At 38.6% G+C, this 23,822-nt stretch carries 19 protein-coding genes; 10 read left to right on the top strand and 9 right to left on the bottom strand.

The features are described 5' to 3' along the window. Positions 1-7: 7 nt before the first annotated feature. From LVD15_RS22475 to LVD15_RS22455, 5 genes are all read right to left on the bottom strand, one after another. Positions 8-1,204 carry a CapA family protein gene (locus LVD15_RS22475; RefSeq protein ID WP_233777441.1) on the bottom strand — a complete coding sequence of 399 codons (1,197 nt, stop codon included), beginning with the start codon at positions 1,202-1,204 and terminating at the stop codon, positions 8-10. Positions 1,205-1,432: 228 nt separating this feature from the next. Then, positions 1,433-2,818, bottom strand: a complete 1,386-nt coding sequence (locus tag LVD15_RS22470) for an alpha-amylase (RefSeq protein WP_233777440.1) — start codon at positions 2,816-2,818, stop codon at positions 1,433-1,435. Positions 2,819-2,981: 163 nt separating this feature from the next. Then, positions 2,982-3,458 carry a M23 family metallopeptidase gene (locus tag LVD15_RS22465; protein WP_233777439.1) on the bottom strand — a complete coding sequence of 159 codons (477 nt, stop codon included), beginning with the start codon at positions 3,456-3,458 and terminating at the stop codon, positions 2,982-2,984. 34 nt (positions 3,459-3,492) lie between these two features. Then, a complete protein-coding gene (locus tag LVD15_RS22460) occupies positions 3,493-3,957 on the bottom strand; it encodes a hypothetical protein (protein ID WP_233777438.1) in 465 nt (154 codons plus the stop codon). 31 nt (positions 3,958-3,988) lie between these two features. Further along, positions 3,989-4,975, bottom strand: coding sequence for a M23 family metallopeptidase (locus LVD15_RS22455; RefSeq protein WP_233777437.1), 987 nt, complete (start codon positions 4,973-4,975; stop codon positions 3,989-3,991). A gap of 149 nt (positions 4,976-5,124) precedes the next feature. Between LVD15_RS22455 and alaS the strand changes: the two genes are divergently transcribed. The 3 genes from alaS to LVD15_RS22440 are packed head-to-tail and all read left to right on the top strand — an operon-like array spanning position 5,125 to position 10,369. Further along, a complete protein-coding gene (gene alaS / locus LVD15_RS22450) occupies positions 5,125-7,746 on the top strand; it encodes an alanine--tRNA ligase (protein ID WP_233777436.1) in 2,622 nt (873 codons plus the stop codon). A 9-nt stretch (positions 7,747-7,755) separates the two neighbouring features. Then, a complete protein-coding gene (gene gatB / locus LVD15_RS22445; RefSeq protein WP_233777435.1) occupies positions 7,756-9,213 on the top strand; it encodes an Asp-tRNA(Asn)/Glu-tRNA(Gln) amidotransferase subunit GatB in 1,458 nt (485 codons plus the stop codon). Between the two features lie 19 nt (positions 9,214-9,232). Then, entirely contained in the window at positions 9,233-10,369 is a 1,137-nt protein-coding gene (locus tag LVD15_RS22440) for a TlpA disulfide reductase family protein (RefSeq protein ID WP_233777434.1), read from the top strand. Between the two features lie 57 nt (positions 10,370-10,426). On the opposite strand, the gene LVD15_RS22435 is transcribed toward LVD15_RS22440, so the two are convergent. Both LVD15_RS22435 and LVD15_RS22430 read right to left on the bottom strand, forming a co-directional pair. Beyond that, on the bottom strand, positions 10,427-11,155 hold the full coding sequence (locus LVD15_RS22435; protein WP_233777433.1) for a DUF3891 family protein: 729 nt from the start codon (positions 11,153-11,155) through the stop codon (positions 10,427-10,429). A 127-nt stretch (positions 11,156-11,282) separates the two neighbouring features. Then, on the bottom strand, positions 11,283-11,888 hold the full coding sequence (locus LVD15_RS22430; protein ID WP_233777432.1) for an HAD family hydrolase: 606 nt from the start codon (positions 11,886-11,888) through the stop codon (positions 11,283-11,285). 689 nt (positions 11,889-12,577) lie between these two features. Here LVD15_RS22430 and LVD15_RS22425 point away from each other — a divergent pair. The 7 genes from LVD15_RS22425 to LVD15_RS22395 all read left to right on the top strand — a co-directional run bounded on the left by LVD15_RS22425 (position 12,578) and on the right by LVD15_RS22395 (position 18,228). Next, positions 12,578-13,303 carry an SDR family NAD(P)-dependent oxidoreductase gene (locus LVD15_RS22425; RefSeq protein ID WP_233777431.1) on the top strand — a complete coding sequence of 242 codons (726 nt, stop codon included), beginning with the start codon at positions 12,578-12,580 and terminating at the stop codon, positions 13,301-13,303. A gap of 18 nt (positions 13,304-13,321) precedes the next feature. Continuing rightward, positions 13,322-13,819, top strand: a complete 498-nt coding sequence (locus tag LVD15_RS22420; RefSeq protein ID WP_233777430.1) for a DUF6194 family protein — start codon at positions 13,322-13,324, stop codon at positions 13,817-13,819. 160 nt (positions 13,820-13,979) lie between these two features. Continuing rightward, entirely contained in the window at positions 13,980-14,504 is a 525-nt protein-coding gene (locus LVD15_RS22415) for a sugar-binding domain-containing protein (protein ID WP_233777429.1), read from the top strand. Positions 14,505-14,510: 6 nt separating this feature from the next. Beyond that, a complete protein-coding gene (locus LVD15_RS22410; RefSeq protein ID WP_233777428.1) occupies positions 14,511-15,833 on the top strand; it encodes a glycoside hydrolase family 2 protein in 1,323 nt (440 codons plus the stop codon). A 130-nt stretch (positions 15,834-15,963) separates the two neighbouring features. Beyond that, on the top strand, positions 15,964-16,590 hold the full coding sequence (locus LVD15_RS22405; RefSeq protein ID WP_233777427.1) for an ABC transporter ATP-binding protein: 627 nt from the start codon (positions 15,964-15,966) through the stop codon (positions 16,588-16,590). Beyond that, positions 16,587-17,798 carry an ABC transporter permease gene (locus tag LVD15_RS22400; protein WP_233777426.1) on the top strand — a complete coding sequence of 404 codons (1,212 nt, stop codon included), beginning with the start codon at positions 16,587-16,589 and terminating at the stop codon, positions 17,796-17,798. Before LVD15_RS22405 ends, LVD15_RS22400 begins: the two co-directional genes overlap by 4 nt. After that, a complete protein-coding gene (locus LVD15_RS22395) occupies positions 17,791-18,228 on the top strand; it encodes a DUF3299 domain-containing protein (RefSeq protein ID WP_233777425.1) in 438 nt (145 codons plus the stop codon). The genes LVD15_RS22400 and LVD15_RS22395 overlap by 8 nt, the downstream gene beginning before the upstream one ends. Here LVD15_RS22395 and LVD15_RS22390 read toward each other — a convergent pair. Continuing rightward, positions 18,218-19,387, bottom strand: a complete 1,170-nt coding sequence (locus tag LVD15_RS22390; protein ID WP_233777424.1) for an efflux RND transporter periplasmic adaptor subunit — start codon at positions 19,385-19,387, stop codon at positions 18,218-18,220. The genes LVD15_RS22395 and LVD15_RS22390 overlap by 11 nt on opposite strands. A 2-nt stretch (positions 19,388-19,389) precedes the next feature. After that, a complete protein-coding gene (locus tag LVD15_RS22385; protein ID WP_233777423.1) occupies positions 19,390-23,721 on the bottom strand; it encodes a CusA/CzcA family heavy metal efflux RND transporter in 4,332 nt (1,443 codons plus the stop codon). Between the last annotated feature and the right edge of the window lie 101 nt (positions 23,722-23,822).

The raw sequence follows: 23,822 nt of genomic DNA, 5'->3' as shown, positions 1-23,822 counted from the left end.
GATAGAATTAGTTTTTAATATAATTAATTAAACCACTATCGTCAATTTTTATTTGAGATTCTGGGAAATCTTCTGCGGTAAGCTCTTGTAACTTAGTGATGATACGCTTCTGTTTGTCAATAGAAGGCCCTCCTGGTGCTTTTTGAATAACCGGAGTAACCTGAGCTTTTAAAAATTTACCTTCTGAGTCAGTAAAAACTTTGACAATAGGGGCCAAACCATTATCTCCCCTTAAGTTAAACCTGGCATAGGTGCAAAAATTGCCTAAGCTGTAGATTATAAAACGATCGTTATAAACTTCAACAGCCCGGGTGACATGCGGTCCGTGACCAAAAATAACATCCGCCCCAGCATTGATCATTTCATGGGCGAAAAGGTAAACGTTACCTCTGTTCTCTCCATAGAAATATTCATTCTTTCTAGTTACGTGTTGGTACTTGCTACCCTCTGCTCCGCCATGGAAGCTAACAATTACAATGTCACTAATAGAGTCTAAATGAGCTACTATCTTTTGAGCAGCAGCTACATTGTTTATACTCATAGTGCCTGTGTTGGGTGAGAAGGCTGCAAAACCGTACTTCATACCATCAAGCATAAAAGTAGAGTAGGGGCGTACTGTTTGACCTGCATGGTGAATGTTGAGCGAATCAAGAACTCGCATAGTATTTTTTCTTCCGGGGTCACCAAAATCTCCAGCATGGTTATTAGCCGTGCTCATCACATCGAAACCAGCCGTGACAAGGTTTTGGGCCAGGTACTCAGGAGACCTGAATATATAGCAGACCTTAGGGTCTTTGCAATATTTAGGATTTCCTCCTTCATCCAAAATTACTCCCTCCAAATTACCGAATGTCACATCGGCATTTTGTAAAATGGGGTTTACTTCTTTTAGCAGATCTTTCCCTTCATTAGGAGGTAGGTACCATGTTTCAGGAAAGTTGGTGCCCATCATAATGTCTCCAACGCCTATTATGGAAACAGTGTCCTTTAATAACCTGTGAGCCTGTAGCTCTACAGAATCTTGCCCTTCAACCACAGCCACAGTGTCAGGCTCAAGAATGGTGGTATCCTGAACTGCAATAGCTGTAGAGTCTATTGCCGGAGCCTGTGATTGGGTGGAGCTTGACTTTTGAGCTACTTTACACGCACTTAAAAAAAAGACAACTAAAAGAAACGATAGAACCGGGTGTAATTTTGCTTTCATATAGGAAGCAAAATAAGCTTAATAAAATCAATATCAGAAGGGATTCTTCATCAAAAATTAAAAAAATAATTTAGGTTGAAGTTTTTACAGAAGATAATGGAACATAACAGGTTGTGTGAGAGAGCTTCAAGTTTTAGTTAACTAGAATAAAGCAATTTTTAGTTTATAAAATTCTTCGTGAATAGAGTGGAAGTCAGGCACTATAAAATGCCTGACTTCTTGAAAATATTATAAAGGAGACCAGATGGTATAGCTGTTAGGTGGACATTGAATTTTCACCCAACTGTCAGCCTGTGTGGTTGGCTGCCACGTAGAGTTGCCAGTGTAGTCTTTAATAGTTGTGCTGCTCCAATTGGTATCTACCCATCGTTCTACCCATGAGTTAGAGTCGTTGAGATAAACGATAAGTCCAGGAGATCCATTTCTTCTGGCAATGTATTCGTCGTTATCAGCGTATTGAATAGAAGTAGATCCTACAGCTTTGTTATTATGAATCCAGATAAGGTTAATTAGCTTGTCTTTATCTAGCCATTGCTCAAAATCGTTGTAAAACACAGTGGGATAGCCTTCATGCGTCATAATATAAGCATAAGCATGCATTTTATCCCAAATGATATCTGTGTCATGGTTGGTAACAAAAGTAACAGCTTTGTAAGCATCTCTTTTCCAAAACATATCATCTTGAAGCTTCGTGAGATCATTGCCATCAAAGGCCTCGTCCATTTTATAATAACAGGCAAAGTCAAAGGCTGATGAGGTTCTGTTAGTAGCGTTAACCCAATCTTGTAATAGCTGTGCATTTCCGTCCCAGTATTCACCTACTGCAAATCCTCCTACGTTGTCCATCCATTCTTTAACCACCCAGCCGCCAAAGCCTTTAACGTAGTCAAATCGCCAGCCATCAAAGCCTAATGAATCTCTGTAATACTTGCCCACGCCATCTGCTCTATTCCATAGCCAGTCCTGGACATAGGGAGCGGAATGACTTAAGTCAGGGAAGCCTCCAAAGATGCCCTCATCATTAGAGGCATAGCTGTTAGGGTGGAAGTCGCTGGCTGATCTGTAGAACTTACCAGAGGCCGGATTAAAGTCCGTATAAGTATTGGTGCCGGTATAAGGGTTAGATTCTAGTGCTCCGCCGCTGTTATGGTTTAAAACAATATCAGCATAGACATCTATATTGTAACTATGAGCAGTATTAATGAGCGATACTAGTTCTGCTTTATTGCCAAATCGTGTTTGAACAGATCCATGTTGGTTGTAATCGCCAAAGTCAAAATAATCTGCGGGATCATAGCCCATGGAATAAGGGCCGTTTTGAGCTTTACTTACTGGAGGAAGCCATATGGCGGATATTCCTGCCGCATCCCAACTGGGGATTTTAGCTTTGATTGAATCATACCACACACCTCCCGCTGGCACATCCCAATAAAAGGCTTGCATCAGAACGCCACCACCAAGTCCTGGTAAACGAGCTTGTGAGTTGTTAGTGGTGATAGGTGTATCATCTTTCTCAACAGGCGATTGTTGTTCTGTAACTGGGTCGGAACAGCTGCTAATAATAATGCTCATTAAGAGCAGTATTCCTGAAAATTTTAATCTTACATTTTTCATGAGGGTAGTATTTGGTTATCTCATGAATATGTGAATTATTCTTTTTATTGATCTTGATAAGTAAGTAAAGTGGAATTTAAAATAACTACAACGATTGCGGTATCGTTTGCTGAAATTATTATTTCAATAATCCATGTAAGATTTATAGGTAAATAATGAATGATTAATCTAAAGGTATAGTCTCTTGTTTAGATATCTCTATGAGTTTTTCATATTCCTCATTACCCAAATCTCTTTGGAAGAAGTTGATAGGGTTAATAGGCTTGAAATTATAGAGCACTTCATAGTGAAGGTGTGCTCCAGATGAGCGGCCTGTATTACCTACATAACCAATGACCTGACCTCTTTTTACATGCTCTCCCTGATTTACAATATACTTGGTCATGTGAGCATATCTGGTCTGATACCCATAGCCATGATTGATGAATATTACATTTCCGTAAGAGCTTGACAAGTAGGCGGAAGTAACGATCCCATCTCCTGTCGCATAAATAGGCGTACCTACTGGTGCTGTAAAATCCAGGCCGTCATGATTTTTCCATCGTTTAAGTATGGGGTGAAAGCGCTTCCCAAAGCTAGTATGTAGTCGGGTAAGTTCTTTGTTATTTATAGGCTGAATGGCGGGTCTTGAAGCCCACATTTTTTCTTTTTCGTTGAGCACGTTAGATACCTGATCATAGGACTTGCTTTGTATGTAAAGCTTCTTTTTTTAACCGATCAAGTTTTTGATAAGTGTTGATGACCAAGTCTTCTTGCTCAATATTCTCATCTAGAATATCCTTGTATTTGTCATGGCCTCCCATACCACCTTCTCTTACTGTAGTAGGGATGGGGTCAGTGTCTAAGATTACTCTATATATTTTATCATCTTTAAATTGTAACTCATCAGCCTGATGGTAAGCTTCAGTGAGCTTATCATTCATCACTTTCCATTCCAACTTCAGATCTTGATTTTTAGACCTTAATATAGACTCTTTGAGGGGAGTAAAATTGCTCCTGTATACATATATGATTCCGGCAGCCAAAATAACCGAAACCGTTAAAAAACCTATAACATTAAGAAACATAGCCTTAGGCGTAACCTTAATAGGCTCGTATTTGCATGTTTCGGTGTTATAGTAATATCTTATTTTTGCCATTACAAATGGTACGCGAGTTTAAAAAATATGCTTAGTCAAATGATTGATTTTCTCTGGTTGCCAAGTTTAGCAATTGCTGAAAGTCGTTATCATTTAAACCTTGCATTAAAAAGTTAACCGGATCTATTTTTTTATCTTCTTTAATCACTTCATAATGAACATGGGGGGCGACAGATCCTCCTGAGCTACCTACATAGCCTATTACGTCCCCTCTCTTCACTTGTTGTCCTTCGTGCACATCTATTTTACTTAAGTGTGCATATTTGGTTTTATAACCAAACCCATGGTCAATTTCTATATAGTTGCCATATCCTGTTTGGAGAGCACTTTTGTCTTTAATAAAGCTTACTTCTCCATTACCCGTTGCATAAACCGCAGTACCTCTTGGCGCCGCAAAATCTATACCGCTGTGCATTACTCTGGCTTTATGAAAAGGGTTAATTCTCAAACCAAATCCTGATGCCAGCCTGGTATGATCAGGGTTATTGATAGGCTGAATGGCCGGCAATGAGGATAATCTCTCACTGTTTTCTTTAGCCATTTGCATAATTTCATCAAAAGATTGATTTTGGATGCTTGCCTGTCTTTTTAGTTTATCAATCTTCTTAAAGGTATTAAGAACTAATTTTTTATCCTGTAATCCTTTTTCTATAATTCTTTTGTATTCCTCTGCACCACCATGGCCTGCTTCACGTACAGTAGATGGTAAAGGCTCAGCTTCATATATTTTTCTGTATATTTTGCTATCTCTTTCTTCCAAAGCACTTATTACATTATTCATCTCGCCCATCTCGGTTTCGAGTTCTTCGTAATACTTGCTAAGTTCTTTGTTTTCCTTTTTTAACTGTGCCTCAGTAGGCGATTCGAAATAGGTGTTGTATATAAGTACTACAACCAGTGATAGCACAAAGGCTACAGAAAGAAATCCAAGCATATTGAGAATGACGTCAGAGGTGGTCACCTTTGCTCTCTCGTATCGGCAGGTTTCTGTATCGTAGTAATATTTTATTCGGGCCATTATTATGTAAGCTAAAAACTACTATTTTTGTGCTCCGTGAATAGCTAGTGTTTTAAAACGTGCAGCCTTACGCTTTGGTTTAATGCAATATATTAAATTTCTTATTAAAAAGCTTTCGGCCGCAAAAATATCAAATTTTTTAATAATCAATGGATTCTAGGTCAATAAGGAAAAAGTTTCTCGAGTTTTTTAAGGATAAAGGGCACCAAATAGTTCCCTCAGCACCTATGGTAAACAAGAATGATCCTACATTAATGTTTACTAATGCAGGTATGAACCAGTTTAAAGATTTCTTTCTGGGGAATAAGAAGCCTGCCTACTTGAGAGCTACAGATACACAGAAATGTTTGAGGGTTTCAGGAAAGCATAACGACCTTGAAGAGGTAGGGCTGGATACGTACCATCATACAATGTTCGAAATGTTGGGTAACTGGTCATTTGGAGATTATTTCAAAGAAGAAGCCATTGCCTGGTCATGGGAGCTGCTTACCGAAGTATATAAATTACCTAAAGAAAGGTTATATGTAACCGTGTTTGGTGGTGATAAAGGAGATCAGTTAGATATTGATCATGATGCTTATGACTACTGGACAAAAATCATAGATAAAGAAAGAATACTCTACGGTTCTAAGAAGGATAACTTCTGGGAAATGGGAGATACAGGCCCATGTGGCCCTTGTTCTGAGATTCATATCGATTTAAGGCCACAGGAAGAGATAGATAAGGAGCCGGGTAAAGACCTTGTGAATGAAGATCATCCTTTGGTGGTGGAGATCTGGAACCTGGTATTTATTGAGTTTAACAGACAGGCTTCTGGTGAGTTAGTATCATTGCCTGCTAAACATATAGATACAGGTATGGGTTTTGAAAGGCTTTGTATGGCTATACAAAACAAGACCTCTAACTATGATACCGATGTTTTCACTCCTTTAATAGATTATGTTTGTAAAAAGGCGGGCATTACCTATGGTGAAAATAAAGCCAACGACATAGCGGTAAGAGTAATCTCTGATCACGTAAGAGCTATTTCATTTGCCGTGGCTGATGGTCAGCTACCTTCTAATACAGGAGCTGGTTATGTTATAAGAAGGATACTAAGGCGTGCCGTGAGATATGGCTACACCTTCTTAAAACAAGATGCTCCTTTCATTTATGAATTGGTGGCTATATTGGTGGAACAGTTTCATGATGTATTTCCTGAACTTAAAGCCCAGGAAGATTTTGTAGCTAAAGTAATAGAGCAAGAAGAAGCTTCTTTCTTAAGAACCTTAGAAAATGGTCTTAAGAAGTTAGATGCGGTAACAGAACAAATGAAGGCGGATGGTTCTCAAGTAATAGAGGGAAAATTGGCCTTTGAATTATATGATACCTATGGATTTCCGCTTGACCTTACTTCTTTGATAGCCAGAGAAAATGGCTTTACTGTAGACGAGAAAGGCTTTTCTGCGGAAATGCAAGTGCAAAAATCACGCTCTAAAGCTGACGCAGCTAAAGAAACCGGTGACTGGAATGTGGTGAATACCGGCGAAGATGTAGAGTTTATTGGCTATGATCATCTGGAGAGCAAGTCTCGTATTCTTAGATATAGAACCATAAAGCAAAAAGGAAAGAATATTTATCAGCTGGTGCTGGATAAGACTCCGTTCTACGCAGAGAGTGGTGGTCAGGTAGGTGATAAGGGCTATTTGGAGGCCGATGGAGAGAAGGTTCACGTAATAGATACTAAGAAAGAAAATGACCTGATTATCCACATTACTGACCGTTTGCCTGCTAATCTGGAAGCGGAATTTGATGCCATAGTAAATGTGCAAAAGAGAGCACTTACCATGAACAATCACTCTGCTACACACCTTTTGCATGCAGCTTTGAGGCAGGTGCTAGGTAATCACGTAGAGCAGAGAGGTTCATTAGTAAATGCAGATGTGCTTAGGTTTGACTTTTCTCATTTCCAAAAATTAACTCCAGAAGAAATTAAGGAGATTGAGAAAATTGTCAATAGAAAGATAAGAGAGAATATTCCTTTAGTAGAAAAGAGAAATGTGCCAATAGAAGAAGCTAAATCTATGGGTGCTATGGCTTTGTTCGGCGAAAAATATGGTGATTTTGTAAGAGTAATCACTTTCGACGAGAACTACTCAGTAGAGCTTTGTGGTGGTACTCACGTGAAATCTACCGGACAGATAGGGCTATTGAAGATAGTTTCAGAAGGTTCTGTAGCTGCAGGTGTGAGAAGGATAGAGGCTATTACGGCTGATGCTGCTGAAGAGTATGTAAACAACCAGCTTGAGCTGATAGAGGAAGTGAAAGAGCTGCTTAAAAATCCTAAAGATTTAAAGGCTGCAGTAGGTAGTTTGGTAGAGCAACGTAATAAACTGGAGAAGGAGATTGAAGCTTTACATGCAGGAGAAACACAAAAGCTTAAGCAAGACCTTATAGGCAAAGTGAAGTCAGAAAGTGGTATTCAGGTGCTTATAGAGAAGGTGTCACTTCCTGCTGGAGATGCTTTAAAAACGCTTTCATTTGAGCTTAAGAATGAAGTTGAAAACCTATTTATGGTTTTAGCTGCTGATATTGAAGGTAAGCCACAGATCTCAGTAGTGGTGGCAGATAACCTTATAAAAGAAAAAGAATTGAATGCTGGAGCTATTGTTAGAGAGCTGGCAAAAGAGATAAAAGGAGGGGGTGGTGGTCAGCCATTCTTTGCCACCGCTGGTGGAAAAGATCTGTCTGGGCTTGATAATGTTTTGGAGAAAGCCAGAGAGATTATTTAATTTGATGTTATGATAGATAAATCGGTAAGAGAAAAATATACCGCGGTTATTGGTCTTGAGGTTCATGCTCAGTTACTGACTAAAACAAAAATATACAATACAGATGCTAACGCATATGGGCATTCACCTAATACTAATGTGAGTGTAATTACGTTAGGTCACCCAGGTACACTGCCTAAGTTGAATAAAAAGGTAGTGGAATATGCTATTAAAATGGGGTTAGCCTGTAATTGTGATATTAGCCGTGAGCAGATTTTTGACAGGAAGAATTATTTCTACCCTGACTTACCGAAAGGCTATCAGCTTACTCAGGATAGAACTCCTATCTGTATGAATGGTCATGTTACGGTTTTCCCGAAAAATGGAGAATCAAGAGATATCGTGCTTAATAGAATTCATATAGAAGAAGATGCGGGTAAGTCTATTCACCTGGCAGAGGAGACCGATAGCCTGGTAGATTTTAACCGTGCTGGTGTGCCGCTTATTGAAATAGTGACAGAGCCAGCCATAAGATCATCAGAAGAAGCTAACTCGTTCTTAACTGAGATAAGGAAGCTGGTTCGTTATTTGGATATTTGTGATGGTAATATGGAAGAAGGTTCATTGCGCTGCGACGCTAACATTTCTGTTATGCCTAAAGGTTCTTCTACACTCGGCAAAAAGGTGGAAGTGAAGAACATGAACTCTATCCGTAATGTGCAAAGAGCCATAGATCATGAGATAGAAAGGCAAATAGCAGAGATTGAAAATGGGAATGCTATATTTTCTGAAACCAGAACTTTTGATGCTGCTACAGGAACTACTGCAGGCATGCGTACAAAAGAAGAACTGAATGATTATAGGTATTTCCCTGATCCGGATCTAAGTCCGTTAATTGTTAGTGAAGAGTGGTTAAAAGAGATAGAGGCTTCTATGCCTAGCTTGCCTAATGAGCTTTTGGCTAAATATGTTAAAGAATATAGTCTGCCAGAATATGATGCTCAGGTACTAACAGATACCAAAGAGATAGCAGCCTATTTTGAAGCATTATGTGGCAAAACTGATAACTATAAAGCGGCTTCAAACTGGGTAATGGGGCCAGTGAAGTCTTACTTGAATGACTCTAATGAGAAGATAGAAGAGCTGAGCGTAACTCCTGAGAAGCTGGCTGAGATCATACAACTGGTAGATGAAAGCAAAGTGAGCTTTTCAGCGGCCAGTCAGAGGTTGTTTCCTGCTATGCTCAAGTCTAATGGGCAATCAGCCTTAGAAACGGCTGAGTCTTTAGGCTTATTGCAAGATAGTGATAGTGATAGCATCAGTGAACTGATAGATGATGTGTTGGCAGCATTTCCTGATAAAGTGGCAGCTTATCGTAAAGGTCAAAAAGGCCTTATAGGAATGTTTATGGGCGAGGTAATGAAGAAAAGTAATGGGAGTGCCGATCCTAAAGTAGCAAATGAACTTTTAAGAAATAAGCTTGCTTAAGCATATAAAGAAAAATTCAATGAATAGAATCTCAATTATATTTTTCCTTACCATTTTTTGTGCCTGCTCGGGGTCATCACAAACGGAGAGTGATGCTAATGGTGGCGTTACCATAACGGGATCAGTAAGTCATCCTCAAAATGGAAATATCATTCTGGAAAAATTTACAGATAACAGTACTCAGCCCTTAGATACTATACAGCTAGCTGAAGATAACACTTATAAAGTAACTGTGGATGTGGATGCTCCCGGATACTATCGACTTAATTTTTATAATATTCAGGTAGTGCCTTTAATCTTAGATGATGAAGATATAGAGGTGAATGTAGATGGAAACAACCCCAGAGGCTTTAGAGAGGTAAAGGGGTCTAGTGATCATGATTTCATCGTTGAGGTTCAAAAAATGTTTCAGAACTTCCAGAGTGGCGAAGAAGTGCAAAAGATCAATGAGGCTTTTGTAACTGCCCAGCGTGATGGTGATGAAGCTAAAATGGATTCTCTTAAAGAGGCTTACGTGGCATTAGATGATTCTTTTAGGAAGAGGATCATGAGTAAAATAGATACTTTAGGAGCTTCACTCGGAGTGATTGAGGTTTTGAGAAGTGGTAATTTTCTTGATAGAGATAAGTATTTCGAATTTTACAATAACTATGCTGAGTTATTAAAAAAGGAAATGCCTAATAATGCAATTGCTAAAGACTTCATAGAGAACGTAGAGAGCATGAAGAACCTGGCTGTGGGCAAAGTGGCTCCTGATATAGCACTTCCTAATCCTGATGGAGAAGTAGTAAAGCTTTCATCTTTAAGAGGTAACTATGTATTAGTGGATTTTTGGGCTAAATGGTGCGGCCCTTGTCGTAGAGAAAACCCTAATGTGGTAAGACTATATGATAAATACCATGAAGAGGGGTTTGAAGTGTACGGTGTATCACTAGACAGAAGAAGAGAAGACTGGTTACAGGCTATAGAGCAAGATAATTTGCATTGGACTCAGGTGTCTGACTTAAAATACTGGAACTCAGAAGCAGCTAAACTTTATAACGTAAAAGCAATTCCTTTTGCCCTTCTTTTAGATCCTGATGGAGTTATAATTGGCAAAAACTTAAGAGGAAAAGAATTAGAAGATAAGCTCGAAGAAATCTTTAATAAAGGGTAAGTCTTCAATCTATTTAAAATACATACAGAAAACTCCTGCTTGTCGGCAGGAGTTTTTTTATTTATAATTTAATTTCCATTCCTTTCGGTAAGGTATTGTAGCTTCTATATATTTTTTCAACACTTGGTCAGAAGAGAATTTCTCTTGTTCTATTTCATACACTTCAGCATAAAGTTTTACTTCTTTATGAGAAAACACCCATGGATCTATCGTGTATTGTCCTGTTGATGATATGATTAATTGATTCTCTTCCTGCCTGTTTAAAGAGCCTACAGGAGAAGTCCCCACTTCATTGTTAGATGATCTTCTGCATAATTGTAGTGAAAGCTCATCACACCATCTCAAAAAAGCATAGTAGGTATCCACTTCTGTTTTGGTAAGATGCAGTTCCTGAGTTAATTCCTTTTGTTTTACTTCCTGCTCCTTTAGAAAGTTTTGTAGTTCAATAGATTTATTTTTGATGTCGGCATATAAAGAATGAGTATGGATAGACACCAGCAGGTGAATCCACTTAGACTTATAAAATGATTCTGCAACCACTTTTTTAGCTTGGCTTAAATCGCATTCATAAGCAGTGAAATCAAGGGGTTCTCCTTTGTCAGACACTCTTGAAGAAATGCTCCAATCTTGTTGACCGTCATCATGCTCCATAATGGCACATAAGGTTTCTACCCATCTGGGAGGATGATATCTTGGAGCAATTAGATAAGCGATATTTCCTGCTAATAGTGCATGATTTCGTTGGAATATAATATCCCAACCTTTATTGGTTCGGTTTACGATCATAGATTCTCAACAAAAGCCGAGTTATAAAGTTTGACTTAATATGAGGTAGTCAATTTGAACAATAAAATAGGCCTAATATGATCACCTCGAAATATTAATCAGCTATAAATAGCTCAGGAATAATTCCTTAATCTGAAACAGATTCTAATGGTCTTACTTCACCATCATCAACATAATAAGCCTTTTCAGCTTCATCCAAAATAGGCTCTTTATCATCAGAATAAGCTTCTATTAATCTATAATCTGAGGGAGCTACTTCTTTTAGTCGTTTTACTTTGGCTTTACCATTGCATGCTTCACCTATTACTTTATAGGTCCCATTTTCATAAGAAGTACGGGTGCCGTGCACCTCTACGGGTAGAATCTTTTCTAAATATTTAGTGTAAACTTCAAAACCTCCGGTAATAATATATACCAGGGTTCCCTCTTTTTGGTGCTTTTTAATATCTTCCACCATCGGCTTATGGAAGTAATCAGGATACTCCATGCCCCAAAACTGCTCTGCATACTTTTCTATTTTTTCTGGAGGCATATTGTCTAGATAATTATAGAAATTCTCCTTAAAAAAGGTTTTGCCTATCACATCTATATTATTCAGAAATTTTAAGGCGGTGAGCTGAAATAAGTGTGGTAGCTTGTAGCCTTTCTTGTAACAGATAAATTTAAAAAATTCGTCTTTCGAAGATTTATGATATAGTGTTTCGTTTAAATCGTATACTGCAACTTTTGTCATATAGGGTTCAGGTAGATTTATATTTAATTGATTATAAGAGCCTAACACTTAAGAATGGTATAGGTTTTATATTATTTAATGGATAAGGTAGCACGTATAGAAAACCGGTCATTCCTAGACCTACCATTTGTTTCAGCCGCACCAAGAAGATTGACATAAAATTTGAAAGAAAGTATGTATCATTCTATTTTTTTAAGTTATACATTTCAATTACCAGCCAACTTGGATTATCTAATCTTTATGTTCCATCGCTGAGGCTCCTTACTTTTTTGCTGTTGATCAAAAAAGTAACAAAAAACTATTTCTTGCTGTGAGCTCTTCTGTTTACTGAAGCATTGCATATAAATGAACGGCCACTAAGGACTTGAGAATGCCTACTTTTCAAACCTTTTTCACCTCATGATGGTACAGCAAGATTGACCATGAGCCATAAATAGATTATTACGCCGTTAAGAAAGGGCAATGAATCTGTAATAAGATCATTGCCCTTTCCTTTTTATAGCATAACATTGCTTAGAGGATGTAATAATACTACTCTAAATTCGTGATTGATAGCCATTTGAAAATTACAACAGATGAGATGTTACACTTATTCTAGTAAGAAATGGGTTGAATAATGAATTTTTAATAAGTATTTTAAAGGTTTATTCGAAAGAATAGCCGATCTATTTTAAACCGGATAAATACTCATGGCTAAAATATTTATAACGGGTTCTACTGACGGAATAGGCTTTCTGGCAGCTGAGCAAATGATTCTTGATGGACATCAGGTTTATTTACATGCGCGAAATGCCTCACGTTCTATTGATGTAAAAAGCAAGCTCAGTGATGCTGAGGGTGTGTTAGAAGCAGACCTCTGTAATATTGATCAGGTAAAACGTCTGGCCAAACAGCTCAATGAGCTCGGTAAGTTTGATGCTATTATTCATAATGCAGGTGTACTTACTATGCCGTCTCGTAATTTGTTTAATGTTAACGTTTTAGCTCCTTATATCCTTACTTGCTTGGTGAAAAAGCCTCAACGCCTAATTTATCTGAGCTCTAGCATGCATTCGGGTGGCAAGGTGCTTCAAAATGAAACCGACATCAACAATATAGGATATTCTGATTCCAAGCTTCATGTTACTATGTTAATGAAAGCCGTGGCCCGCATGTGTCCTGGTGTTCATGCTAATGCCGTGGATCCTGGTTGGGTGCCTACTAAAATGGGTGGTGGAGACGCTACTGATAACCTTCAAGCAGGTTATGAAACCCAGGTGTGGCTCGCCACTAGTGATGATAGAGAAGCCTTGGTCTCTGGTAGACTTTTTCATCACAAAGAAGCTCAAGCGCCCAAAAAGGAGGTTAATGAGGTGGTGCTACAGGAACAACTGCTTGAAATATGCGGAAAATTAAGTGAAGTAAACTGGCACTGACCTGAATAGCGATATACAATGGCTACCCCCAGTACTGTTTTAAGCAAGGCTGAAATTATTGAGGATATTAAAAGCCAATTTCAAGGACTGGTTTTAGATAAAAATTGGGGTGAAGAAGGATTGTTTTACAATCCTGAAGGCAAGTTGGCAAAAGGGGTATATCTACTCACTTTTAAAGAGAAAGATGGCCCTAATGATAGTGCTTCTAATACCAATCGAGAAGGGGTTTACAGACTTAATTTGGGTATTTCCGAAGCTTCATTTCTATCTCTTTTCAGAGAGAAACTAGCTCGACCGAAAGCTGGTAATACCATTAATATGAATTGTGACTTTACAGAGTTTGATAAAGTTATGCCCCATCCTGTGTATGGATGGATGTGCTGGATAGGAGTATTAAACCCGACGAAAGTCACCTACTCAAAATTGTTATTTCCTCTTATATCGGAATCATTTCAGATAGTATGCAGCAAGTATGATAAAAGGATCAAGAGCCTTTCTAGTAAACGAGACTTGTAGCAAAGCAAAACTAAATCCATTTAATCAGCTCCAAACTCACTTTAGATGAATCCTCTGTGTCATATTTCATCAGAATTATACCTTTAGCCAGAAATTTGTTAATTATCTTTATTCCTTAAGAAAAGTATTTTAACTAATCAGTCTAAAACCCTAATTATACATGCAGCTACTACTAAAAACCCTTTTTTCCATAGCTATTTTGGCTTTCGTTATTCAAGTTCCCCTCAGTGCGCAGGAGTTATTAACTAACGTTCATGGGCGGGAAACTTATAGTCTTAATGGCGAATGGCAATACATTGTAGATCCTTACGAAACCTGCTTTTATAATTATCGCTTTAAAGAAAAGGCAGAAAAAGACCCTGAGGCCTACTGGAATACTGACGAACCACATGATCGCTCGGCTCTGTTAGAGCATGGTTATGATGAGAGATATACGTTAAATGTGCCAGGAGACTGGAATTCTCAAGATCCTAAATTTCTTTATTATGAAGGTACAGTGTGGTATAAAAAGTCATTTGACTACAAGAAAAAAGCAGACAATAATAGGCTTTTTCTATATTTCGGAGCCGTAAATTATAAAGCAGATGTTTACCTTAATAGCAAAAAGCTAGGTAGTCATAAAGGTGGTTTTACGCCTTTTCAATTCGAAATACCAGATAATGTACTTAAAGAAAAAGATAATTAACTGGTAGTGAAGGTTGATAATAAAAGGCACAAAGATGAAGTGCCTACCGTGAATACTGACTGGTGGAATTACGGAGGAATAACCCGTGATGTAGTTCTGGTGGAGACACCACAAGCTTTTGTGCAAGACTATTTTATTCATTTAGACACGGAAGCTTCAGCTTTAAAGCCCATTACTAAAAAGGCAGAGGTGTCAGGTTGGGTAAAATTAAATGGTGCTTCTAAAGGTGAGAAGGTAACTGTGGAGATTCCAGAGTTGAAAGTGAAAAAGACCATTGAATATCAGGATTCAATCACTCAGTTTAGTTTAAAGTTACCGAAAGTAGAATTGTGGTCAGATGTTAACCCTAAGCGCTATGATATAACTATAAGTGCGGGTAGTGATGTGCTTCATGATAAAGTAGGATTCAGAAAAATAGAGGTATCTGATAAGAAGATTTTGCTTAATGGAAAGACTGTTTTTCTGAGAGGGGTGTGTTTACACGAAGAATTACCCACCGAAATGAGGCGTGCTAAGACTAGAGATGATGCACTTACCTTATTAGGTTGGGCGCAAGAAATGAATTGCAACTTTATTCGTTTGGCGCATTATCCTCATAACGAGCATATTATAGAGGTTGCTGATTCTCTGGGGATATTGCTTTGGTCAGAAATACCGGTGTACTGGACTATTGATTTTGGTAATCCGGAAGTGCTCAAGAAAGCAAAGCATCAGTTAAAAGAAATGATTACCCGAGATAGAAATAGACCGAGTGTTATCATCTGGTCCGTAGGTAATGAAACGCCTGTGTCGCCTACCAGAACAGAGTTTATGAAGGAGCTGGTAGATACTGCTCATAAACTAGATGATACCAGGTTGGTAAGTGCAGCTCTTGAGGTACATTATAATCCAGAAAAAAATACAATTGATGATCCGCTTGGTGCTTATACTGATATAGTTTCAGTGAATGAGTATTTAGGTTGGTATGGAGGTTTGCCCTCGTATTGTGAATCTGCCCAATGGGAAACCATTTATGATAAGCCCTTAATAATTAGTGAAGTGGGTGCTGGGGCTACACCAGGTTTCCATTCAGATTCACTTACCAGATGGAGTGAAGAGTATCAGGAATGGTTTTATAAAGAACAGGTGAAAATGATGGAAAGAATGCCTGACAATTACACTGGCATCACCCCATGGATTTTGGTAGACTTTCGTTCACCGAAAAGAAATAATCCTACTTATCAGGATGGTTGGAACAGAAAGGGCTTAAAAGGAGACCAAGGAGAAAAAAAGAAAGCTTTTTTCGTACTTAAAAAGTATTATGAAGAAATGGAGAAGGCTCATAAATAGCAGCGTTTCTTGATTTATTTAAACTTTGCCTTTGAGAGGTAAAATAGCTGTTTAAACACTACAAAACACCAAATGCAATATTGTTGCATTTGGTGTTTTGCTTTTATAGCTTTGTTCTCAAAAGGCGCAAATGTTTAGTACTCATTCTATTACTTTTTCATATAATTCCAGCAAAATATTTAGTTACCCGGATATTTCTTTAACTGGCGGAGAGGATCTACTGATACTCGGAGAGTCGGGGATTGGTAAAACTACTTTCTTACACATAATGGCAGGGTTGTTACGGCCCATTACAGGGGAGTTGGAGCTGCTAGGTACCAGAATTGATCAGCTTTCTGATCGTCAATTAGATCATTTTAGAGGCAAGAATATAGGTTTGGTTTATCAAAGGTTCCAATTTATACGTTCGTTGGTCTTAGAAGAAAATCTCATGCTGGTACAGAAACTGGCCGGTGTTAAAAGAGATCTCACCAAAATAAAAGACATCTTGGCCAGTTTAAATATTGCTGATAAGCTAAAAACTCCACCTCACCGGCTCAGTCAAGGGGAGCAGCAGAGAGCCGCTATGGCGATGGCTATGGTCAATAGCCCTAATCTTATTTTAGCAGATGAACCCACGGCCAATCTCGATGATAAGAACTGCGAAAAAGTAGCCTCTATTCTTAAGCAGCAGGCACGTGATACTGATGCACACATGATCATTATAACCCATGATCAGAGACTCAAAAGTCATTTTAAAAATCAAATACAATTATGAATACGCTAAAGCTTAGTTATAAAAATATGCTTAGCAGACGGTTGAGCACAGTGCTTAGCTTGGTCCTCTTAGTGCTTGGAATAGGCATTGTTTCATTGCTTATACAAGTGAGTGATCAGTTTAAAAGTCATATGGAAAATAATCTGGAAGGTATTGATATGGTGGTAGGAGCTAAAGGCAGCCCTCTGCAGCTGGTGCTATCGGCTGTATATCATGTAGATGTGCCTACCGGAAATATTCCTTATAAAGAGGTGGATAAATTGAAGAAGAATAGGTTGGTGGCTTCCGTAGTTCCGTTGTCTTATGGAGATAGTTATGAAGGGTATCGCATAGTGGGTTCTGATCATAATTATGCCTCTTTGTATAATGCTAAACCTGCATCAGGAAGGTTTTGGCAATCACCTTTTGAAGTGACAGTAGGAGCAGAAGTAGCTCATAAGTTGAATCTGAAAATTGGTGATTCCTTTGTGGGCTCTCATGGCCTCACAGAAGGAGGTGAGCATCATGATCATCATGCTTATAAGGTGGTGGGGATTTTTGATTATACAAATGCTGTAATGGATCAACTGATTCTTACTGCTACCGAAAGTGTTTGGCAGGTTCATGAACATCATGAAGAACATGGTGAGCATGAAGAACATGAGGAACATGAAAATCATACAGGGAAGGAAGTGACGGCTATGTTGGTAACTTTCAGAAATCCTATGGGCATGCTGCAACTTCCCAGGATGATTAATGAGTCAACTAACATGCAAGCTGCAGTACCAGTATATGAGGTGCGTCGGTTATTCGGCTTATTAGGTGTCGGTATTGAAACTTTAAAAGTAATAGCCTTTTCCATAATGGCAGTTTCTGGTTTTAGTATTTTCATAAGCCTATATAAAGGGTTTAAAGAGCGTGAAGCGGAGATGGCACTTATGCGTTCTTATGGTGCCAGCAGATGGCAGCTTGTTGCTCTTGTGTTGCAGGAAGGTCTATTGCTTACGGGAGTAGGTTTTATCTTGGCCATGCTGGTAAGTAGAACCGTATTGTGGGGTATATCTTCTTTTATTGAATCTGATTATCATTATTCTTTCTTTCAGAACTGGTGGAATCCTGAAGAGTGGTGGCTTTTAGTCGCTTCATTGGTAGTAGGAGTGCTAGCTTCAATATTACCGGCTATTCGCGTATTTCATATCAATATTTCTAAAACCCTGGCAGATGCTTAGAACTATAATAATTACAATATTTCTGTTAATTGGTAATGAAGCCATTTCTCAGACTAAAATCACCTGGAAAACACTGGGAGATGTTACCTTTACAGATAAGTATAGTGATGAGGTGGAAGCCTATTACTATTATCCTCATTTTGGTGAGCATATAAAGAACTTAGAAGGAAAGCAGGTTTACCTGAAAGGATATATACTGGAGGTAGACCCTAAAGAAGACCTGTATGTACTTTCAAGAAACCCTTATGCCTCTTGTTTCTTTTGTGGTAATGGCGGACCTGAGTCTATTGTAGAGCTTGAACTTTCCTCTGATCACCCACCATTTAAAATGGATCAGGTAATTACAATTCAGGGGGTGCTCAAGCTCAACCAGGATGATATTTATCACTGCAACTATATTTTAGCTCAGGCAAAAGTATTTAGTCCGTAATCAGGTTAAAAGCGCCTTTTACCAGAAACTGAGTATTACTTTTAAAGTCTTCAGCATTGGTAATCTCAATAAATTCATGGTTGGAAGCTCCAATTTTAACTTCCTGCTTTTTAAACTGGTAGCTGTTATTTGTAGTGCGTGCCAGTACATAATAATGGTCATCTATTTCTACGATAGCTTCTTTGGGCAATGCAGCTCTTTTTTCAGAAGATGTGGCTATTTGTGCTTCTACGTACATGCCCGGGCTAAAGGCACTAGTAAATTCCTCATCTACTAAATGGCCATGAATATTGATCATTCTACTTTCAGGGTCTACCGCCTTATTGATCAGATGAACTGTTCCATGATAAGTATTGCTTTTATCTTCCTGAATAGAAAAACTAATGGGTTGGCCGATTTTTACAAAGGGAAGATCTCTTTCAAAAATATTGAGTTCCAGGTGTAGATGACCTGTGTCAATGATGGTGATGGCAGTCTCTGAGGGATTAAGGTAAGTGCCCTTAGTAATATTTACAGAAGTGACAAAGCCGTTAATAGGGGAGAGCACATATATGGACGTCCGAATGTTCTCCATGGTAAGCTTTTCTGGATTAATGTTCATCAGAAGCAACTTTTTAGCCAACGACTCCGCTTTAACCTTAGTAACCGTATAATCAGATTCTGCTTTAAGATAGTTTTTCTGTGAAGTAACGTTATCTTTTATAAGATTCTCCTGACGTTCAAAATCTGATTTGAGGTACTTTAATTGGCCTTTGGCTTCCAGGTAATCTTGCTGTAACTGTACGTATTCAGGACTTTCCAAAGTAAATATCATTTGTCCTTTTTTTACTGGTTGACCAGGAAGCAGTTTTATATCTTTTACAGTACCGCCGAAGTAAGAACTCACTGTGGCCTTGTTTTCAGGAGGCACATCAAACATGCCATTAGCTTTTATGGTATTGCTAAACTCTACCATTTCCAGTGGCGCTATTTCCATTTGCGATGAGTTGAACTGCTCCGCAGTAAGGCGGATGGTGTTTTCTTCAGATTTGGGTAGTTCCGCTTTAGCATCTATACTGGAACTGCTGTCTGATGAGCAGGCAGATAGCATTAAAATGCTCAATAAACTAATACAGCCTATTCCTTTAATATATATTGATTTGATATGATTTCCGTTCATGATTATAGCGTTAAGTAATTGATCTCTAAAGCCGTAAGATTGTATTGAAGCAAAGAATCAAGATAATTGATTTCTATATCTCTCGCGTTTTCCAGCAATTGTATGTATTGCAAGAAGTCTATTTCTCCATTTTGAAATGCTTGTGTGGCATGTAATAGTGTTTGCTCTGAGAGTTCCTTACCGGTAGATTCGTAATAATTAAGATGTTCTTCGTATTGATTTAATTCGGATTGAAGCTGTTTGTATTTAGCTATGAGCTGAATTCTGTAATTGGTACGTTCGTTGCCTAAAATGTCTGTGCCTATTTTAGCTGCGGCTATTTGTGATTTGTAGCCTCCAAACCATATGGGGATCGCTACTCCAACCTGAAAGCCAGAGTAGGATTGATCTCCGGCTCCATTATTTACACCTCTGAAAACAGAGACATTAAAGTCAGGTAAAAGCTTTTGCCTTTCTACTGTAGTTCTTTGATCGGCAAGGTTTATGGCATCCTTATAATAGTTGATTGCCGGATGCACCAGCGTATCTAAACGGGTAGGAGTAATGCGCTCAAAAGCCGTATTGTTGACTTGATATGTGGTGTCTGATTGTAACCATTGGTTTAAATTAACAGAGGCCGTTTTTAAATTTTCTTCTATTTGAAAAAGCTGAAGCGAAATATCCTTTTGCTTGGTAGTAGCAGTAATTTTCTCCAAATAATTAGATTCACCTACCTCAAACCGTCTGTTAGCTGCATGCGCAAATGCGGCATATAGGCTATCCAAATAGGTGTAGTTCTTCAGTTTTTCTTGCCAGTATAATATCGAATAGTACGCCTTTGACACTTCTTTATTAACCACCTGCTTATCGAGGTCGTACTGGTCTTGTGCTAATTGCATTTGACCCTTTATCACCTTTCGTTTGGCTCCATAAATTGTGGGGAACTGAAAAGATTGGTTGATGCCCCAAACATGAAGCGGTAAGTCATTAGGTGCTATGTTATTTTCATCCTTGTTATAGTAAAGCTCAGTTTTAGGTATGTCAATGGCACTGCCTTTTAAAGCACTCATTTGATCAATCCTTTGGCGAGAAGCTTCAATGGACTTATTGTTTTCTACAGCAATATCAATGGCTTCATCTAGCGATACTTCTCTGGTTTGGCCCTGGCTCATAGCGGGTAAAAAGAGCACCATCAGGATTGTAATTACTGAAGCAATTACTGGTTTCTTCTTTTTAGAGACCTTTTTTCTGTCAAAAATGGCATACAAAACAGGAAGAACTATGAGTGTAAGAGCTGTGGCTGACACTAAGCCACCCACTACTACGGTGGCTAGTGGCCTCTGTACTTCTGCACCCGCTGAGGTAGATATAGCCATTGGAGCAAAACCAAGCGCAGCTGCCGATGCCGTAAGTAAAACAGGTCTTAGTCTGTTTTTAGTGCCTGTAATAATCCGTTGATTTATATCTGTAATGCCTTCACTCTTCAGTTCTTTAAATTCTTCTATCAAGACGATACCGTTTAATACGGCAATACCAAAAAGCGCAATAAAACCAACGCCCGCAGAAATACTAAACGGTAAATCACGTAAGTAGAGCAGTAATACACCTCCTACGGCTGACATAGGTATGGCGCTATAGATAATCAGTGCTTCTTTTACTGATTCGAAGGCAAAATAAAGTAGTATGAAGATCAGAACAAGTGCTATGGGAACGGCTATCATTAAACGCTGGCGTGCAGTACGCAGGTTTTCGAACTGACCACCATAATCTACAGTATAGCCGGTAGGGAAGGTGATGTTTTTGTTAATTACCTCTTGTACATCCTGTACCACAGATTCTAAATCTCTGTTTCTTACGTTTACACCAACTACTATTCGCCTTTTAGTATTATCTCTGGAAATCTTAGCCGGGCCTTTGGTATAAGTGATGCTTGCTAACTCACTAAACGGAATCTGGCTGCCGCTTGGGGTTCTGATGGTAGAAGTTTGTAAATCCTCTATATCCTGATGGTGGTCTTTGTCGAACCGAACTACGAGATCAAATTGTTTTTCGCCTTCAAATACAGTACCTGCTGGCATACCCGCAAAGCCCATGGTGATAATGTTATTGAGCTCTTCTATGTTAAGTCCATATTTCGCGATTTTTCTGCGATCATATTTTACGCTCATTTGTGGTAAACCGGCCACTTTTTCAACTATTATATCTGCGGCGCCATCAATATGTTGTATGGCCTTTTCTATTTCAAGGGCTTTTTTATATAGCACATCCAAATCTTCACCAAATACCTTAATAGCCAGATCAGCCCTAACTCCAGTGATCAGCTCATTTACCCGCATTTCTATAGGTTGGGTAAATTCATAATCTATACCAGGCATCACCGATAAGGCCTCTTTAAATTTATTGGCTAATTCATCTTTACTTTCTGCTGATACCCATTCGCTTTTAGGTATCAGCTTAATGATTACATCACTTTCTTCCATAGACATGGGGTCTGTAGGCACTTCAGCAGCGCCAATTCTTGATACTACCTGATCTACCTCAGGGAATTTTTTTAGAATCTGCTCCATTTGAGTGGTAGCCTTTACGGTATTAGTAAGTGGAGTTCCGGTTTTTAGCACCGGTTGTATCACAAAATCACCTTCATCAAGAGTAGGGATAAACTCACCTCCCATTTGAGAGAAGATAAATCCTGTGACCAGCAAGAGCGTTATGGCAAGACCAAGTACCAAATTCTTTTGATTTAGCGCCCATTTTATGGTAGGAGTGTACTTTGTCTCAAGAAATGATATAAGACGTTTAGATATATTCTTCTTGTTAGGGTTAGATGGCTTTATGAATATAGAGGCCATAACCGGAACATAGGTAAAGCAAAGGATCATAGCTCCGAGTAGCGCAAAGCAAAATACCAATGCCATGGGCTTGAACATTTTGCCTTCTACACCTACTAGTGAAAGTATAGGTATGAACACTATAATGATGATCAGCTGACCAAAAACGGCAGAGTGCATCATTTTGCTGGCACCTTTATAGGTGACATTATCTATGAAGTTTTGCTGTTCACTTTTAGGTAAGGACATGAGTTTAGAGCTCTCAGAGGTGATTTTGAAGGCAATAAACTCAACAATAATTACGGCTCCGTCTATGATTATTCCAAAGTCAATAGCTCCTAAACTGAGCAGGTTGGCATTGACATCAAATACATACATTAGCGAAAGTGCAAATAGCAAGCACATAGGAATAACTGAAGCCACTACTAGTCCTGATCGTATATTTCCTAAAAGTAGTACCACCACAAAAATTACAATCAGACAACCCAATACCAGATTTTCAGCAATGGTGAACGTAGTTTTTCCTATCAATTCACTTCTTTCCAGAAATGGGTTAATGCTAATGCCAGGAGGTAAATTTGGGCTTATTTCTTTTACCCGTTCTTTCACATCATCTATTACTGCCTTAGAGTTGGCTCCTTTGAGCATCATGACCTGACCAAGGACTTTTTCGCCTTCACCGTTGCCTGTAATAGCTCCGAAGCGAGTGGCATGTCCAAAACCAACACTAGCAACATCTTTGATATAAATAGGCGTACCATTACGATTCTCTATTATGATATCTTCAATGTCTTCTAACGTGCTCACCAAACCTTCGCCTCTAATGAAGAAGGTTTGGCTGGTTTTCTCTATATATCCACCGCCTGCTATGCTGTTGTTATTTTCGAGGGCAGTAAATATTTGAGAAACTGAAAGATCCATACTTCTTACTTTTTCAGGATCTATGGCTACTTCATACTGCTTCAGAAATCCGCCCCAGGTATTCACTTCTACTACTCCAGGTATACCAGATAGCTGTCTTTTTATTATCCAGTCTTGTATGGTCCTCACATCTGATAATGAATATTCATTCCTATGTGCAGAATCTACTTCTATTACATATTGGTAAATCTCTCCTAGGCCAGTAGTAATAGGCCCCATAGAAGGTTTTCCGAATTCTGCGGGTATCCTTTCTTCTGCCGCTTTTATTTTTTCGGCTATCAGTTGGCGAGGGAGGTAGGTGCCGATTCTATCTTTAAAAACAACCGTAACTACAGAAAGACCAAATTTGGAAACCGATCTGATCTCTTTTACATCCGGCAGATTGGCCATTTCCAATTCTACAGGGTAGGTTAAAAACTTCTCTACATCTTCTGTGGCCAGGTTGCGAGAGGTAGTGATAATTTGCACCTGGTTGTTTGTTACATCAGGAACGGCCCCAATAGGTATTTCGCTAAGTGAGTAAATGCCAAAGCCTACTATACTGAGTGAAAAAAGCAGTATAATCAGCTTATGGTGAATACTATATTGAATAATCTTTTCTAACATTGAAATGCTTTTTCTAAATGCATCTCAAAGATAGAAGGAGGTATCCTAAGCCTTTTTTAAGCTTTTCTTAAGATTCTCTTAAAATTTAAAATCTCTTTGTG

Source organism: Fulvivirga maritima (assembly GCF_021389955.1).
In the GTDB taxonomy this organism is placed as follows: domain Bacteria; phylum Bacteroidota; class Bacteroidia; order Cytophagales; family Cyclobacteriaceae; genus Fulvivirga; species Fulvivirga maritima.
Note: the sequence above shows the minus strand (reverse complement) of the source record. Positions and strands in the feature narration are given on the sequence as shown.

Bases quoted from the DNA above. Each gene is read 5' to 3' on its own strand.
- LVD15_RS22475 (WP_233777441.1), bottom strand. From the start codon at position 1,204: ATGAAAGCAAAATTACACCCGGTTCTATCGTTTCTTTTAGTTGTCTTT.
- LVD15_RS22470 (WP_233777440.1), bottom strand. From the start codon at position 2,818: ATGAAAAATGTAAGATTAAAATTTTCAGGAATACTGCTCTTAATGAGC.
- LVD15_RS22465 (WP_233777439.1), bottom strand. From the start codon at position 3,458: ATGTGGGCTTCAAGACCCGCCATTCAGCCTATAAATAACAAAGAACTT.
- LVD15_RS22460 (WP_233777438.1), bottom strand. From the start codon at position 3,957: ATGGCAAAAATAAGATATTACTATAACACCGAAACATGCAAATACGAG.
- LVD15_RS22455 (WP_233777437.1), bottom strand. From the start codon at position 4,975: ATGGCCCGAATAAAATATTACTACGATACAGAAACCTGCCGATACGAG.
- alaS (WP_233777436.1), top strand. From the start codon at position 5,125: ATGGATTCTAGGTCAATAAGGAAAAAGTTTCTCGAGTTTTTTAAGGAT.
- gatB (WP_233777435.1), top strand. From the start codon at position 7,756: ATGATAGATAAATCGGTAAGAGAAAAATATACCGCGGTTATTGGTCTT.
- LVD15_RS22440 (WP_233777434.1), top strand. From the start codon at position 9,233: ATGAATAGAATCTCAATTATATTTTTCCTTACCATTTTTTGTGCCTGC.
- LVD15_RS22435 (WP_233777433.1), bottom strand. From the start codon at position 11,155: ATGATCGTAAACCGAACCAATAAAGGTTGGGATATTATATTCCAACGA.
- LVD15_RS22430 (WP_233777432.1), bottom strand. From the start codon at position 11,888: ATGACAAAAGTTGCAGTATACGATTTAAACGAAACACTATATCATAAA.
- LVD15_RS22425 (WP_233777431.1), top strand. From the start codon at position 12,578: ATGGCTAAAATATTTATAACGGGTTCTACTGACGGAATAGGCTTTCTG.
- LVD15_RS22420 (WP_233777430.1), top strand. From the start codon at position 13,322: ATGGCTACCCCCAGTACTGTTTTAAGCAAGGCTGAAATTATTGAGGAT.
- LVD15_RS22415 (WP_233777429.1), top strand. From the start codon at position 13,980: ATGCAGCTACTACTAAAAACCCTTTTTTCCATAGCTATTTTGGCTTTC.
- LVD15_RS22405 (WP_233777427.1), top strand. From the start codon at position 15,964: ATGTTTAGTACTCATTCTATTACTTTTTCATATAATTCCAGCAAAATA.
- LVD15_RS22400 (WP_233777426.1), top strand. From the start codon at position 16,587: ATGAATACGCTAAAGCTTAGTTATAAAAATATGCTTAGCAGACGGTTG.
- LVD15_RS22395 (WP_233777425.1), top strand. From the start codon at position 17,791: ATGCTTAGAACTATAATAATTACAATATTTCTGTTAATTGGTAATGAA.
- LVD15_RS22390 (WP_233777424.1), bottom strand. From the start codon at position 19,387: ATGAACGGAAATCATATCAAATCAATATATATTAAAGGAATAGGCTGT.
- LVD15_RS22385 (WP_233777423.1), bottom strand. From the start codon at position 23,721: ATGTTAGAAAAGATTATTCAATATAGTATTCACCATAAGCTGATTATA.